Below are 14,465 nucleotides of genomic sequence, written 5' to 3' on the forward strand. Positions count from 1 at the left end.
TAAATTCTTGACGAAGTTAATTAATACTGCCTACCCTTCCGGCCATGCCTCGCAGTGCACCGGCAAGGGCGCCGATCACCAGTCCCGCGGCAGCGACCGTGTTCACCACGGTCCTGACCGAGGGGCCGGTCTCTCGCGTCGACGTCGCCCGGCGCACGGGTCTGTCGTCGGCCGCGGTCACCAAGGCGGCCCGGCCGTTCATCGAAGCCGGTTACCTCGAAGAGCTCGCCTCCGAAGGCCGCACCACGCCCGGTGCCGGCCGCCCCGCGAACCCCCTCGCGATCCGCCCGGACCGCGAGTACTTCGTCGGCGTCAAGATCACCGGCGACGACCTGATCGGCGTGGTCACCGACCTGCGCGCCGACGTCCGGGCCAGCGCCCACCACGCGCTGAAGAGCCACGACGTCGGCCACGTCGTCCGCGCGCTGGCCGACCTCGTCGGCGAGCTGCTGGCCGGGCCGACCCCGGACGGCACCAGCAACCTCCGCGAACGTGCGTACTGCCTGGGCGTCGCCGTTTCCGGTGACGTCGACCGCGCGTCGGGCGTCGTCCGGTACTCGCCGTTTCTCGGCTGGCGGGACGTCCCCCTGGCCTCGCTGTTGGAAGACGCCACCGGGCTCACGGCGACGTTGGAGAACGACGTCAAGGCCCTCGCCGTCGCCGAGCAGTGGTTCGGCGAAGGCGTCGGCGCGTCGTCGTTCGCGCTGGTCACGGTGGGGACCGGGATCGGCAGCGCACTCGTCGTCAACGGCGACCTGGTCCGCGGCGCGCACGGCGTCGCCGGCGAGATCGGGCACGTCCCGGTCGCCGACGGCGGCCCGTCCTGCCACTGCGGCGGCCAGGGCTGCGTCGAGGCGATCGCGTCCACCGAAGCGATCCTGACCCGGGCCAGGGAAGTCGCCGGCGAACCCGCGCTGACCATGGAAGACGCCGTGACGCGCGCCCGCGGCGGCGACGAGTCGCTGCGCGGGGTGTTCGCCGGGGCCGGGCACGCGATCGGGCTCGGCCTGGCCGCGCTGGTCAACCTGTTCGGCCCGGAACGGGTGGTCGTCTCCGGGGAAGGCGTCGCCACCTACGACCTGTTCGAAGACCAGATCCGCCGGACCTTCGCGGTCCAGGCGTTCGGCAGCGCCGCCCGCTGCGGCCTGGTGATCCGGCCGCTGCCGTTCGAGGAGTGGGCGCGGGGCGCGGCCGCCGTCGCCATCCAAAGTCTTTTCGTCGCCGAGAGCGCATAAGGAGTGAGCCCTGTGACATCCAAACTGAATCGCAGAAGCTTCCTGGTCGGTTCCGTGTTGTTCGCCGGGGGAGCGGCCCTCGCGGGCTGCACCTCGGACCCGTTGAACAAGAACGCGGGCGCCGCCTCCGGCGCGAAAGTGACGCTGCAGCAGTGGTACCACGCGTACGGCGAATCCGGGACGCAGCAGGCCGTCCAGCGGTACGCCCAGGAGTTCACCAAGGCCAACCCGGACATCGCGATCAACGTCAGCTGGATCGCCGGCGACTACGAAACCAAGCTGAACTCGGCGATGCTCACCGCGCAGGCGCCCGACCTGTTCGAGCTGGGCGACTTCCGGTACCAGAACGTCAAGAACGGCCTGCTCGCGCCGCTCGACGACATCGTGGACCCGGTCAAGGGCGACTTCAGCCAAGCCGCGCTGGACACCGTGACCGTCGACGGCAAGATCTACGGCGTCAAGATGATCGACGACGTCATGATGCTGTACTACCGCAAGAGCGCGCTGCAGGCCGCGGGCGTCCAGCCGCCGCGGACGTTCGCCGAGCTCCTGGAAGCGACGCGGAAGCTGAACACCGGCAAGCAGAAGGGCCTGTACGTCGGCACCGACGGCGTCGGCGAAGCGGCGACGCTCCTGCTCTGGTCGTCCGGCGGCGACTTCTTCGACTCGAGCGGCAAGAAGGTCGCCTTCGCCTCGCCCGAAGCGATCGCCGCGATCGGCGGGCTCAAGCAGCTGCACGACACCGGCGGCCTGCTCCAGGGCTACCCGACGGACTGGTCCGACCCGGGCGCGTTCGCCAACGGCGCCACGGCGATGCAGTGGGGCGGCCTGTGGTCGCTGCCGGACATCAAGAAAGCGCTCGGGGACGACTTCGGCGTCGTCGCGTGGCCGAAGTTCGGCGACGCCGGCAAGCAGGTCGCCCGCGTCGGCGGGTGGTATCAGCTGGCGAACGCGAAGTCGCCGAACCTGGAAGCTGTCAAGAAGTTCATCGACTGGCTGTGGATCAAGAACGCCGACCTGCAGAAGGACTGGTGCGTCAAGTACGGCTTCCACATCCCGGCCCGCAAGCCGGTCGCCGCGCAGACCACCGAGTTCTCCAGCGGTCCGGCGAAGGACGCCGTGACGATCTCGCAGCAGAACGGCAAGTCCTACTCGGGGCTGTGGAACAAGGCGTCGGCGACGCTGTTCCTGCAGGCCGCGACGAAGATCGCGAACGGGCAGGCCGACCCGGCCGCCGAACTGGCCGACGCGGCGAAGAAGGCGCAGGCCGAAGTCGACAAGCAGCTGGCATGACGGCCGTGATGGCGGCTCCGCCAGTCCCGGCGGCGGCTGTGAAGAGACGTCGCCGCCGTCGCGACTGGCGGGCGATCGGCGCGTTCGCCGTGCTGACCGGGCCCGTCGTGATCGGGCTGGGGCTGTTCAAGTACGTCGCGATCGCGTGGAGCTTCCTGCTCAGCTTCAACGACGCCCGCGGCACCATCACGCTCGGGCACTGGATCGGCTTCGACAACTACGCGTTCCTGCTCGGCGACGACGCCTTCCTGACGTCGTTGTCGACGATCGCGATCTTCACCGTGTTCATCGTGCCGATCACGTTCGTGGCGTCGCTCGGGCTGGCGGTGCTGATCAACAGCATCAAGCGCGGCAAGGCGTTCTTCCGGACGGTGTTCCTCATCCCGGCGGCGGTGTCGTACGTCGTCGCGGCGCTGGTGTGGAAGATGGCGCTGTTCAACGGCCTGCCGTCCGGCGTCGCGAACGTCGTCGGCGGGCTGTTCGGCGCCGGCCCGGTGCCGTGGCTGTCGACGACGAGCCCGCCGGTGTACTGGGTCGCGGTCGTGACGCTGCGGCTGTGGCTGCAGGTCGGGCTGTACATGATCCTGTTCCTGGCCGGGCTGCAGGCGATCTCGCCGTCGCTGTACGAAGCCGGGGAACTCGACGGCACGACGAAGTGGCAGGCCTTCCGCTACATCACGCTGCCGCAGCTGCGGAACACGTCGGTCGCGGTCCTGCTGCTCATCCTGATCGCGGCGTTCCAGGCGTTCGACGAGTTCTACAACCTGTTCGGCACCGGCCTTTCCGGCACGGCGACCGCACCGGTGAAGCCGCCGCTCGTCTACCTGTACGACTCCGCGCTCGGCGACCAGAACTACGGCGTCGGCTCGGCGGGCGCGTTCGTGCTGACGGTGATCATCATCGTGATCACGCTGCTGCAGGGCCGGTTCGTCGGCTTCGGGAAGAAGGACTGATGGCCGTCCTCGCCGCTCCTCGCGTCCGGAAGGCGCCGAAGTACGTTCTCGCGTCCGTGCTGTCGCTGATCTTCCTGCTGCCGTTCTACATCATGGTGCGCAACGCGCTGATGACGCGGCAGCAGGTCAGCTCGCCGGACTGGTCGTGGCTGCCGGACCCGCTGTCGTGGGTGAACTTCGGCGATCTGTTCGCGGACACGTCGGTACCGATGGCGCACGCGTTGGGGAACTCGTTCCTGGTCGCGATCGTCACCGCGCCGGTCGGGACGCTGTTCGGCTCGATGGCGGGGTACGCGCTGGCCCGGATCAACGTTCCCGGGCGACGCTTTGTCTTCACCTATGTGCTGGTCACATTGATGATCCCGCAGTCGGTGACGTTCGTGCCGACGTTCGTCGTCGTCGGCTCGATGGGCGGGGTCAACACCGAGTGGGGCATCATCGCGCCGAACCTGTTCAGCGCGTTCACCGTGATCCTGTTCCGCAACTTCTACCTGCGGTTCCCCGTCGAACTCGAAGAGGCAGGCCGGCTCGACGGGCTCGGCTACCTCGGCGTCTACCGGCGGCTCGTCCTGCCGAACTCCGGGAGCATGATCGCGTCGCTCGGCGCGCTGATGTTCATCGAAAGCTGGAACGCGTTCCTGTGGCCCCTCGTCATCGGGCAGGACCCGTCGTCGTGGACCGCGCAGATCGCGCTCTCGACGTTCCTGACCGCGCAGTCGGTCAACCTGCCGGCGCTGTTCGCCGGCGCGCTCGTCACCATCGCGCCGCTGGTCGCGATGTTCCTGGTCGCCCAGCGGTTCATCGTCCGCGGGATCGCGGCGAGCGGGCTCAAGGAGTAGGTCCCCCCTATCGAGGAGTGTTCAGTGAAGCGCCTCCTTTCCGTTTTCCTCGCCGTGCTCGGGCTTTCGTCCTTTTTGGTTTCGGCTGCCGACGCGCGCACGCCGTTCGTCAAGCCGTTCATGGGCTGGAGCAGCTGGAGCCTGGAGTCGTCGACCCGCGCGGGTTACGGCACTTCGTGGCTGAACGAGTCGCACATCCGCGACGCGGCATCGGCCATGGCTTCGAAGCTCAAGTCGGCCGGCTACACCTACGTCAACATCGACTCCGGCTGGAACGCCGACTTGTCATGGGTGTTCCACACCGACGTCAACGGCATCCCGACGCCCGATCCGGGGCGCTTTCCTTCCGGAATTCCCGCTTTGGCCTCCTACGTGCACTCGCTCGGGCTCAAGCTCGGCCTGTACGCGGTCACCGGCCTCGAGAAGGAGGTCTACGACAAGAACGCGCCCATCCTCGGGACGTCGTGCCACGCGCAGGACATCGCCTACCGGCCGTTGACGCCGTCCAATGGCTGGGGCGGCAACTGGAAGGTCGACTTCAGCAACCCGTGCGCGCAGAAGTACTACGACTCGATCGTGGCCAAGTTCGCTTCGTGGGGCGTCGATTTCCTCAAGGTCGACGGGACTACCGCGGACAACGTCCCCGACATCGCGGCGTGGTCGAAGGCGATCGACCACTCGCGGCGGCCGATGTGGCTGACGGCGAGCGCGTGGCCGGTGCCGCGGTCCATCGGTTCTTCCCTGGCCCCCTACGCCAACGGCGTGCGCGTCGACACCGACGTCGAGTGCTACTGCGAGACGGTGTCCACCTGGGACAGCTCGGTGAAGGCCCGCTGGACGGATCTCCCGGGCTGGCTCGGCGTGTTCGGCCCGCAGTACCGGCCGGACCTGGACTCGATGCCGATCAGCAACAACACCGGCTCCGGCATCCAGGACGGAATTTCCGACGTCGAGCGGCAGAGCGTGATGACGTTCTGGTCCATGGCGTCGTCGCCGCTGTACGTCGGGGGAGACATCTACTTTCTGGACGCGTCCGCGGTCTCGATCCTGACGAACCCCGAAGTCATCCGGGTCGACCAGTCCGGCACCTACCCGACGCAGGTGACCGGCGGCGACCACCAGGTGTGGACGAAGCGCGCGCCGGACGGCCGGACGTACGCGGCCGTCTACAACCTGGGGTCCACACCCGCGGACATCACGGTGGACTTCCATGGGGCGCGACCGGTGCGTGACCTCGTCGCGCGCAAGGACCTCGGGCGGTTCCCCGGCTCGTGGACGGCGTCCGCGGTGCCTCCGCACGGCTCACGGCTGGTCCGGATCGGCTGAGCGTTCTCTGTCGAAGGGGACTTTTCTCGCTGTTCACGCGAGAAAAGTCCCCTTCGTCGTGCGTGCGTCATCCATTGGGTGGAAGACGTCTGGTCGGCGCCCTCCGAACCGTGCTATGTTCGGTTGCAGAACGAGTGTGCGTGATGCGAACAGATTCGGAGTGTGGGATGGCGGAGCTGCTGTCGCTGGAGGAGGCCGTGGGCCGGCTGGTGCACGACGGCGACACCGTCGCGCTCGAAGGGTTCACGCACCTCATCCCGGTCGCGGCCGGGCAGGAGATCATCCGGCAGGGCAGGCGTGGCCTGACGCTGGTGCGGATGACCCCGGACATCGTGTACGACCAGCTGATCGGCGCGGGCTGCGCGAGCAAGCTGGTCTTTTCCTGGGGCGGCAACCCCGGGGTCGGCTCGTTGCACCGGTTCCGCGACGCGGTCCAGCACGACTGGCCGGTCCCGCTGGAGATCGAGGAGCACAGCCACGCGGGCATGGCGAACCGGTACGTGGCCGGCGCGTCCGGCCTGCCGTTCGCGGTGCTGCGCGGCTACACGGGCACGGACCTCCCGGCCCAGACGGACACGATCAAGCCGATCACGTGCCCGTTCACCGGCGAACGGCTGACGGCGGTGCCGGCGCTGAACCCGGACGTCACGATCGTCCACGCCCAGCGCGCGGACCGCGACGGCAACGTCCAGATGTGGGGCATCACGGGGGTCCAGAAGGAAGCGGTCCTGGCGGCGAAGCGCTCGATCGTGACGGTCGAGGAGATCGTCGACGAGCTGGAGCCCCGTCCGGGAGCGGTGGTCCTCCCGGCCTGGGTGGTCACCGCGGTGGCCGAAGTCCCCGGCGGCGCCAAGCCGTCGTATGCGGCGGGGTACTACGAGCGCGACAACTCGGCGTACCAAGCGTGGGACGAGGTGGGCCGGGATCGCGAGGAGTTCACGAAGTGGCTGAACGAGCTGACGGGGGTTTCGGCATGAGCACCGACTACACCGCCGACGAGATGATGAGCATCGCGGCGGCCCGCGCCCTCGCCGACGGCACCTCCTGCTTCGTCGGCATCGGCCTCCCCAGCAAGGCGGCCAACCTCGCCCGCCGCGCTCACGCCCCCAACCTCACCCTGATCTACGAATCCGGCTGCCTCGGCGCGAAGCCCTCGCGCCTCCCGTTGTCCATCGGCGACGGCGAGCTGGCCGACACCGCCGACGCCGTCGTCAGCGTCCCCGAGGTGTTCAACTACTGGCTCCAGCCGGGCCGCATCGACGTCGGCTTCCTCGGCGCCGCCCAGCTCGACAAGTTCGGCAACATCAACACCACGGTCATCGGCTCCGACTACCACGACCCGAAGGTCCGCCTCCCCGGCGCGGGCGGCGCGCCCGAGATCGCGGCCTCCTGCGGCGAGGTGTTCATCGTCCTGCGCCAGAGCCCCCGCGCCTTCGTCGAAAAGGTCGACTTCGTGACGTCCTTCGGCCACGGCACGGGCAAGGGCGACCGCGAGAAGCTCGGCCTGCCGGGCAAGGGCCCGACCCTGGTGGTCACCGACCTCGGCCTGATGCGCCCCGACCCGGAGACCGCCGAGCTGACCCTCACCGAGCTCCACCCGGGCGTGGAGCTCGAGCAGGCGATCAAGGCCACGGGGTGGACACTGAAGGTCGCGGCCGACCTGAAGGTCACCCCCGCCCCGACCGAGCAGGAGCTGACGGTGCTCCGAGACCTGGAGAAGGCATGACCGACGTGCTCCTTCTCCCCGCAGTGTCGAACTCCGTCCCCACCGCGCCGAGCACCTCGGTGGCGTTCTCGGCCCGGCTCGGCGCCCGGCCAGGCAAGCGCATGACTCCCACGCGCGCCCACCCGGCAGCGCCGACCGGCACCTCCGCTCCCGCGTCCAGCCCGGCCGGCCCCGCCGTGGCAGGCTCGGTCCACCCGACCACCCCGGCACTCCGGAAGGCGAGCGCATGACCGACGTCTACGTCCTCGACGCGATCCGCACCCCGTTCGGCCGCTACGGCGGCGCGCTGGCCGGCGTCCGCCCGGACGACCTGGCCGCCGGGGTCCTCAAGGCGCTCCAGGCCCGCAACGACCTCGACCCGTCCACAGTGGACGAAGTGACCCTCGGCGACGCGAACGGCGCGGGCGAGGACAACCGCAACGTCGCCCGCATGGCCGCCCTCCTCGCCGGCTGGCCGACCAGCGTCCCCGGCAACACCGTCAACCGCCTCTGCGGCTCCGGCCTGGACGCGGCGATGCAGGCGAGCCGCGCGATCCAGGTCGGCGACGCGTCCCTGGTCGTCGCCGGCGGCGTCGAGTCGATGACCCGCTCGCCGCTCGTCATGCCCAAGCCGGAAAAGGCCTTCCCCGCCGGCAACCAGACCCTCTACAACACCGCGCTCGGCTGGCGCATGGTCAACCCGGCGATGCCGTCGCAGTGGACGATCTCCCTCGGCGAATCCACCGAACTGCTCGCCGAGCGCTACGGCATCGGCCGCGACGAGCAGGACGCCTTCGCCGCCCGCAGCCACGTCAACGCCGCCAAGGCGTGGGACGACGGTTTCTACGACGACCTGGTCGTCCCGGTCGAGGGCGTCGACCTGGCCCGCGACGAAGGCATCCGCCCGGACTCCAGCCCGGAGAAGCTCGCGAAGCTGAAGCCCGTCTTCCGCAAGGAGAACGGCACCGTCACGGCCGGCAACGCCTCCCCGCTGAACGACGGCGCCTCGGCGCTCCTCCTCGGCGACGAAGCGACCGCGAACCGCCTGAACAAGGCACCGCTGGCCCGGATCGCCGGCCGGGGCGCGGCGGGCGTCGACCCGGACGTCTTCGGCATCGGCCCGGTCCGCGCGGCGGAGATCGCCCTCGAGCGGGCCGGTATCGGCTGGGACGACCTGGCCGCGGTGGAGCTCAACGAAGCCTTCGCCGCGCAGTCCTTGGCCTGCCTGCGCGACTGGAAGAAGCTCGACCCGGAGATCGTCAACACCCACGGCGGCGCGATCGCCATCGGCCACCCGCTCGGCGCGTCCGGTGGCCGCATCCTCGGCACCCTGGCCCACGACCTGCACCGCCGCGGCGGTGGCTGGGGGCTGGCCGCCATCTGCATCGGTGTCGGCCAGGGCCTGGCCGTCGTCCTCGAAGGCCGGTAAGGAGAGAAATCGTGAGCACTCCGACCGAACTCAGGCTGCCGCGCTACGGGCAGGACCCCGAAGGCACGCACCCGCAACTCGGCTTCACCGGCTACCGCTCGACGGCGCTGCGGCACCCGAAGCAGGACCTCGTGCTGCTGCCGCAGATGCTGACCGAGGTCACCGGCCCGCTGCTCGGCCCCGGCCGCCTCGGCGAGCACGACAACGACCTCACCCGTCAGCACGAAGGCGAGCCGCAGGGGCAGCGGATCATCGTCACCGGCCGCCTCCTCGACGGCGACGGCCGTCCGGTGCGCGACTCGCTCATCGAGATCTGGCAGGCGAACGCCGGCGGCCGCTACCGCCACACCGGCGACCGCTGGCCGTCGCCGCTGGACCCGAACTTCGACGGCGTCGGGCGCACCCTGACCGACAGCGACGGCCGCTACACGTTCACCACCATCAAGCCCGGCGCGTACCCGTGGAAGAACCACGACAACGCCTGGCGCCCCGCGCACATCCACTTCTCGGTGTTCGGCTCGGCGTTCACCCAGCGGCTGGTCACCCAGATGTACTTCCCGGACGACCCGCTCTTCTACCAGGACCCGATCTTCAACTCGATCCCCGACGAGAAGGCCCGTCAGCGCATGGTTTCGCGCTACGACCACGAGATCACGCAGGCCGAGTGGGCGCTCGGGTTCCAGTTCGACATCGTGCTGCGCGGGCGCGACGCGTCGGTGTTCGAAGAGGAAGAGGACGAGGACGAATGACCAAGCTGCTGCCCACCCCGTCGCAGACCGTCGGCCCGTACCTGTCGATCGGGCTGCCCTGGCCGGACGGCCCGCACGTGGTGCCCGAGGGCACGCCCGGCGCGTTCTGGATCCGCGGCACGGTCCGGGACGGCAACGGCGACCCGGTCCCGGACGCCATGATCGAGACGTGGCAGGCCGACCCGGACGGCGGCTTCCGCCACCCCGACGACCCGCGCGGCGAGGCAACCGGCGAGTTCCGCGGCTTCGGGCGCTGCCCGACCGAAACCGACGGCACGTACGGGATCCTGACGCTGCTGCCGGGCCCGGTGCCAGGCGAAAACGGCACCACGCAGGCCCGCCACATCGACGTCTCGGTGTTCGCCCGCGGCCTGCTCAACCGGGTCGTCACGCGGATCTACTTCGAGGACCAGGACAACGCCGCGGACCCGGTGCTGGCGACGGTGCCGGAGGAGCGGCGCGGCACGCTGATCGCGGCGAAGACCGAGGACGGCTACCGCTTCGACGTGCGGCTGCAGGGCGAGGGAGAGACGGTGTTCTTCACCGTATGAACGGAGGTGGCAACGTGGGCGCCGTGCGGGTGCACCGGGTCGTGGAAGGCCCCGAGGAGGGGCCGGTGGTCGTGTTCGGCGGGTCGCTCGGCAGCGACGTCCGGATGTGGGAGCCGCAGGTCGTACCGCTGCTCGAGCGCGGCTTCCGGGTGGTCCGCTACGACACGCGCGGGCACGGCGCCTCGCCGGTGCCGGCCGGTCCGTACGAAATCGACGACCTGGGCGCCGACGTCCTGGCGCTGCTCGACGACCTCGAGGTCGCGCGGGCGCACCTGGTCGGCCTGTCGCTCGGCGCGATGACCGGCATGTGGCTCGGCGCCCACGCGCCGGACCGCGTCGCAAGCCTGGTGCTGTGCTGCACGTCGGCGAAGCTGGGGCCGCCGCAGATGTGGGCCGACCGGGCTCGCACGGTTCGTGCCGAGGGCACCGCCGCCGTCGCCGAGGCGGGGGTCGCCCGCTGGCTGACCCCGGCGTACGCCGAGCGGCACCCGGACCGCGCCGCGTTCCTGCGTTCGATGATCGCCGCGGTGCCGGACGAGGGCTACGCGGCCTGCTGCGGTGCGATCGAGCGGATGGACCAGCTCGACGCGCTGCCGAAGATCACCGCGCCGACCCTGGTCATCGCGGGCGCCGAAGACCCGGCCACCCCACCGGAGGGGCACGCCGACCTGATCGCGGCGGGCATCCCCGGCGCCCGCCTGGAAGTCGTCGCGGACGCGGCGCACCTGGGCAGCTACGAGCGGCCCGAAGAGTTCACCCGGCTGATCCTGGACCACTTGGAGCGAGCGTGACCGACCGCCACGAGCAGGGCATGAAGGTGCGGCGCGAGGTGCTCGGCGACGAGCACGTCGACCGCGCGGTCGCGGGCACGACGGACTTCAGCCGCCCGTTTCAGGACTACATCACCGAGGGCGCGTGGGGCTCGGTCTGGGCCCGCGACGGCCTGGACCGCCGGACGCGCAGCTGCGTCACGCTCGCGGCGCTGACGGCGCTGCAGGCGCACAACGAGCTGGCGATGCACGTCCGGGCCGCGGTCCGCAACGGCCTGACGGCGGCGGAGATCAGCGAGGTCCTGCTGCACACGGCGGTCTACGCGGGCGCCCCGGCGGCGAACGCGGCGTTCGCCATCGCGCAGCGCACCCTGGCCGAGCTCGGCGAGCCCACCGCCCGCCCGGCCGACGCCGGATAGGGTGCGCTCATGGACGTGGGGAGGCACATCGAAGGCGAGTTCGCGGTCGACACCGAACCGGCGCACCGCGGTGCCCACCACGTGCAGTCGCTGGAGCGCGGCCTGGCGGTGATCAAGGCCTTCCACGCGGACGCGGCGGAGCTGACCCTGAGCGACGTGGCCCGGTCGACGGGCCTGACCCGGGCCGCGGCCCGCCGGTTCCTGCTGACGCTGGCCGACCTGGGTTACGTCCGCACGGACGGCAAGTACTTCTCCCTCACGGCCCGCGTGCTGGAGCTGGGGTACTCGTACCTGTCGAGCATGACGCTGCCGGAGGTGGCGCAGCCGCACCTGGAGCACCTGTCGGCGGGGGTGCACGAGTCCAGCTCGGTGTCGGTCCTGGAGGGAACGGACATCGTCTACGTGGCCCGGGTGGCGGTCTCCCGCATCATGACGGTGAGCATCAACGTGGGAACCCGCTTCCCGGCCTACGCGACCTCGATGGGGCACGTGCTGCTGGCCGGCCTGAGCAAGGCGGAGCTGGAGGCGTACTTCGTGGTGGCCAAGCTCGACCGCCTGACGGACCGCACGGTGACGGCCCCCGATCGCCTCCGCGAGGAACTGGCCAAGGTGACAGAGCAGGGCTGGGCAATGGTCGACCAGGAACTGGAGGAAGGCCTCCGTTCGGTGGCGGCCCCCATCCACGACCGCAGAGGCCGGGTGGCGGCGGCGGTGAACCTGTCAACGCACGCGAGCCGCACAACGGCAGAGTCGGTGCAGAGGGACTTGGTACCCCCACTCCTGGAGACGGCCCGCGCAATAGAGGCCGACTTGGCCATCGGCGCCCCAGGCCGAGCCCATGGCTGAGAGCGCGGGCCGGGCGGCAGGGGCCGAGGGCGGCGGGTTGAGCACATGGGCTGAGCTCACGTTCGGTGCGCCGATGACCGCCGGTCGCCGGCTCGCCGCTTGCAGCCGGGGCTGCCGGCCGGGGGAGCGGCCTGCGGCAACGCCGGTTCGCTTGCCCATCGTCGGCGTGCTGCTTGGCGCCGGGGAGCTGGTGTGCCGATGAGCCTGGCTACCGCGCCTGTCGCGGGCTTGCTGCTCGCCGCCGGGGCCGGTCGCCGGTTCGGCGGCCCCAAAGCCCTCGCCGAACTCGATGGGCAACCTCTCGTCCTCCGCGCGCTCTCCACCCTCTCCGCCGCCGGCTGCCACCCCATCCGGGTCGTCGTCGGCGCCGCCGCCGAGCAGGTGCGGGCCCTCCTGCCCGAGCCCGGCCAAGCCGTCTTCGCCGAGGGCTGGGAAACCGGCATGGGCGCCTCCCTCAAAGCCGGCCTGGCCGCGCTCTCCGACGACCCGGCTCCGGTCGCGGCCCTGGTCCACCTCGTCGACCTGCCGTGGGCGGGCGCCGACATCCTCACCCGCGTCGCCGCGGACGCCACCACCGAAACCGTCGCCCGCGCGTCCTACGACGGCACCCCCGGCCACCCCGTCCTCCTCGGCCGCCGCTGGTGGTCCGAGATCGCCGACTCCGCCCAGGGCGACCGCGGTGCCCGGGACTGGCTGTCGACCCGCGCCGACCTGAAGCTCGTCGAGTGCGGTGACCTCGGCAGTGGCCGCGACGTCGACCGCCGGGCCGATCTGCCCGGCCGGTGACCGGCGCGCCGCCTACGATCGACACTGTGACGGACTCGCTCGCCTCGCCTGAAGAACTTGCCGCCGCGCTCGACGCGACCGGTTACCTCGCCGACGACGGGCTCGCCACCGCCGGCTTCCTCGCCCTCCGGATGGGCCGCCCCCTCTTCTGCGAAGGCGAACCCGGCACCGGCAAGACGTCGCTCGCCATCGCGCTGGCCACCGCGCTCGGCCGCCCGCTCGTGCGCCTCCAGTGCCACGAAGGCATCGACGCCGCCCAAGCCCTCTACGAGTGGGACTTCCCGCGCCAGCTCCTGCACCTGCGCGCCCTCGAAGCCGCCGGCGACGGACGCGTCGACGTCGAGACCGCCGAGCGTTCGCTCTACACCGAACGCTTCCTGCTCGCCCGCCCCCTGCTGCAGGCCCTGATCAGCGCGCCGTGCGTCCTGCTCATCGACGAGATCGACCGCGCCGACGACGAGTTCGAAGCCTTCCTCCTCCAGCTGCTCGACGAGCACGCCGTCACCATCCCCGAGTACGGCGAAGTCCGCGCCGAACAGCCGCCCCTGGTGGTGCTGACCTCGAACCGCACCCGCGAAGTGCACGACGCCCTCAAGCGCCGCTGCCTGTACCACTGGCTGGAACACCCCGAACTGGCACGCGAGGTCACCATCCTGCGCGGGCGGATCCCCGAGATCGGTGAGGTCCTGGCCCGACAGATCGCGGAAGCGGTGCACCGGCTCCGCGAGATGGACCTCCTCAAGCCCCCGGGAGTGGCGGAGTCACTCGACTGGGCTCGCGCGTTGTTGGCCCTGAACCGCGACGAGCTGGACGCGGCGACGGCGGCCCGAACGCTCGGAGCCGTCCTGAAGTACAGCGAAGACCTCGACCGGGTCCGGGCGAAACTCGACGCGCTGTTCGCCTGACGGTCCACAAAGGACAGAAATTAAATGCGTTGCCCGGCGCGCCGGGCTCCGGCATCATTTTCGCAGTACAGCAGGAACCGCCACCGAGAGGAGGAGATCGTGAACCGGCAAGCGAACCGATGCGGCACGATCTCCCGTGCCGTTCGCTGAATCTTCCTGAAGGCTCTTCGCGCCCACCCCTCGCTACCTCGGGTCGGCCGCGGCGAAGAGCGCGGTCTGCGCCCGCCCGGGGAGGGGCGTGCGCGCAGACCGCCCCGTCCCGGTAGCTCAGCAGGACAGAGCGCGGCGCTACGAACGCCGAGGTCCGAGGTTCGACTCCTCGCCGGGACGCCGAAACCACGCGCCACCGCAAAAGGCTGGACTGCTCATCGCGTGCCCGATCCGCGCGCCCAGGCCAAGCCGGGGCGCCGCGGCGAGCCGGAGTGCCCTGGGCAAGCCGGGGCGCCGCGGCAAGCCGGAGTGCCTGGCCAAGCCGATGCGGCGCCTGCCGGACCGGTCTTGCGCCGACCCGGCTCGCGCCTGCTGCCGGGCAATACATGCGGCTGCCCGGCCGCACCGTCGCCAAGCCGGCCCGGTCGCCGCCCGCGCCAATCGGGCTGCGCCCCCGTTTTCCACGCTACCCGAGGGCACCGACAATCTCCGGTGCCCACCGCCGCCTT

General features: G+C 70.7%; 15 protein-coding genes and 1 tRNA gene. All 16 read left to right on the forward strand.

Going from position 1 to position 14,465, the window contains the following annotated elements; all coding sequences use genetic code 11:
- Positions 1-44: 44 nt before the first annotated feature.
- The 16 genes from ABFJ78_RS27555 (at position 45) to ABFJ78_RS27630 (ending at position 14,136) form a co-directional block, all read left to right on the forward strand.
- Positions 45-1,235, forward strand: a complete 1,191-nt coding sequence (locus tag ABFJ78_RS27555; RefSeq protein WP_436389506.1) for an ROK family protein — start codon at positions 45-47, stop codon at positions 1,233-1,235.
- Between the two features lie 12 nt (positions 1,236-1,247).
- Positions 1,248-2,528 carry an ABC transporter substrate-binding protein gene (locus ABFJ78_RS27560; protein ID WP_436389507.1) on the forward strand — a complete coding sequence of 427 codons (1,281 nt, stop codon included), beginning with the start codon at positions 1,248-1,250 and terminating at the stop codon, positions 2,526-2,528.
- The gene (locus ABFJ78_RS27565) at positions 2,525-3,481 is read left to right on the forward strand and encodes a carbohydrate ABC transporter permease (RefSeq protein ID WP_436389508.1); all 957 of its coding nucleotides are present in this window, start codon (positions 2,525-2,527) and stop codon (positions 3,479-3,481) included. Before ABFJ78_RS27560 ends, ABFJ78_RS27565 begins: the two co-directional genes overlap by 4 nt.
- A complete protein-coding gene (locus ABFJ78_RS27570) occupies positions 3,481-4,320 on the forward strand; it encodes a carbohydrate ABC transporter permease (protein WP_436389509.1) in 840 nt (279 codons plus the stop codon). The genes ABFJ78_RS27565 and ABFJ78_RS27570 overlap by 1 nt, the downstream gene beginning before the upstream one ends.
- Positions 4,321-4,344: 24 nt before the next feature.
- Positions 4,345-5,646, forward strand: a complete 1,302-nt coding sequence (locus ABFJ78_RS27575) for a glycoside hydrolase family 27 protein (protein ID WP_436389510.1) — start codon at positions 4,345-4,347, stop codon at positions 5,644-5,646.
- Between the two features lie 167 nt (positions 5,647-5,813).
- Complete coding sequence (locus tag ABFJ78_RS27580) at positions 5,814-6,623, forward strand: CoA transferase subunit A (RefSeq protein ID WP_436389511.1); 810 nt, start codon at positions 5,814-5,816, stop codon at positions 6,621-6,623.
- The gene (locus ABFJ78_RS27585; protein WP_436389512.1) at positions 6,620-7,372 is read left to right on the forward strand and encodes a CoA-transferase subunit beta; all 753 of its coding nucleotides are present in this window, start codon (positions 6,620-6,622) and stop codon (positions 7,370-7,372) included. The genes ABFJ78_RS27580 and ABFJ78_RS27585 overlap by 4 nt, the downstream gene beginning before the upstream one ends.
- Before the next feature lie 226 nt (positions 7,373-7,598).
- Positions 7,599-8,780 carry a thiolase family protein gene (locus ABFJ78_RS27590; RefSeq protein ID WP_436389513.1) on the forward strand — a complete coding sequence of 394 codons (1,182 nt, stop codon included), beginning with the start codon at positions 7,599-7,601 and terminating at the stop codon, positions 8,778-8,780.
- An 11-nt stretch (positions 8,781-8,791) separates the two neighbouring features.
- Complete coding sequence (pcaH, locus tag ABFJ78_RS27595; protein ID WP_436389514.1) at positions 8,792-9,529, forward strand: protocatechuate 3,4-dioxygenase subunit beta; 738 nt, start codon at positions 8,792-8,794, stop codon at positions 9,527-9,529.
- The gene (gene pcaG / locus ABFJ78_RS27600) at positions 9,526-10,080 is read left to right on the forward strand and encodes a protocatechuate 3,4-dioxygenase subunit alpha (protein WP_436389515.1); all 555 of its coding nucleotides are present in this window, start codon (positions 9,526-9,528) and stop codon (positions 10,078-10,080) included. Before pcaH ends, pcaG begins: the two co-directional genes overlap by 4 nt.
- Positions 10,077-10,871 (forward strand): 3-oxoadipate enol-lactonase, encoded by a 795-nt coding sequence (gene pcaD / locus ABFJ78_RS27605; protein WP_436389516.1) that lies wholly within the window; start codon positions 10,077-10,079, stop codon positions 10,869-10,871. The genes pcaG and pcaD overlap by 4 nt, the downstream gene beginning before the upstream one ends.
- Positions 10,868-11,269, forward strand: coding sequence for a 4-carboxymuconolactone decarboxylase (gene pcaC, locus ABFJ78_RS27610; RefSeq protein WP_372670541.1), 402 nt, complete (start codon positions 10,868-10,870; stop codon positions 11,267-11,269). The genes pcaD and pcaC overlap by 4 nt, the downstream gene beginning before the upstream one ends.
- 9 nt (positions 11,270-11,278) lie before the next feature.
- Positions 11,279-12,115, forward strand: coding sequence for an IclR family transcriptional regulator domain-containing protein (locus ABFJ78_RS27615; RefSeq protein WP_436389517.1), 837 nt, complete (start codon positions 11,279-11,281; stop codon positions 12,113-12,115).
- Between the two features lie 198 nt (positions 12,116-12,313).
- The gene (locus ABFJ78_RS27620; protein ID WP_436389518.1) at positions 12,314-12,901 is read left to right on the forward strand and encodes a nucleotidyltransferase family protein; all 588 of its coding nucleotides are present in this window, start codon (positions 12,314-12,316) and stop codon (positions 12,899-12,901) included.
- A 26-nt stretch (positions 12,902-12,927) separates the two neighbouring features.
- A complete protein-coding gene (locus ABFJ78_RS27625; RefSeq protein WP_436389519.1) occupies positions 12,928-13,806 on the forward strand; it encodes an AAA family ATPase in 879 nt (292 codons plus the stop codon).
- Positions 13,807-14,062: 256 nt separating this feature from the next.
- A tRNA-Arg gene (locus tag ABFJ78_RS27630) sits at positions 14,063-14,136 on the forward strand.
- The last annotated feature ends 329 nt before the right edge of the window (positions 14,137-14,465 follow it).

This window comes from Amycolatopsis sp. MEPSY49, from assembly GCF_051337345.1.
Lineage (GTDB): Bacteria > Actinomycetota > Actinomycetes > Mycobacteriales > Pseudonocardiaceae > Amycolatopsis.

Coding starts and splice junctions, on each gene's coding strand:
- ABFJ78_RS27555 (WP_436389506.1), top strand. CDS start 45: ATGCCTCGCAGTGCACCGGCAAGGGCGCCGATCACCAGTCCCGCGGCA.
- ABFJ78_RS27565 (WP_436389508.1), top strand. CDS start 2,525: ATGACGGCCGTGATGGCGGCTCCGCCAGTCCCGGCGGCGGCTGTGAAG.
- ABFJ78_RS27570 (WP_436389509.1), top strand. CDS start 3,481: ATGGCCGTCCTCGCCGCTCCTCGCGTCCGGAAGGCGCCGAAGTACGTT.
- ABFJ78_RS27580 (WP_436389511.1), top strand. CDS start 5,814: ATGGCGGAGCTGCTGTCGCTGGAGGAGGCCGTGGGCCGGCTGGTGCAC.
- ABFJ78_RS27585 (WP_436389512.1), top strand. CDS start 6,620: ATGAGCACCGACTACACCGCCGACGAGATGATGAGCATCGCGGCGGCC.
- ABFJ78_RS27590 (WP_436389513.1), top strand. CDS start 7,599: ATGACCGACGTCTACGTCCTCGACGCGATCCGCACCCCGTTCGGCCGC.
- pcaG (WP_436389515.1), top strand. CDS start 9,526: ATGACCAAGCTGCTGCCCACCCCGTCGCAGACCGTCGGCCCGTACCTG.
- pcaD (WP_436389516.1), top strand. CDS start 10,077: ATGAACGGAGGTGGCAACGTGGGCGCCGTGCGGGTGCACCGGGTCGTG.
- ABFJ78_RS27615 (WP_436389517.1), top strand. CDS start 11,279: ATGGACGTGGGGAGGCACATCGAAGGCGAGTTCGCGGTCGACACCGAA.
- ABFJ78_RS27620 (WP_436389518.1), top strand. CDS start 12,314: ATGAGCCTGGCTACCGCGCCTGTCGCGGGCTTGCTGCTCGCCGCCGGG.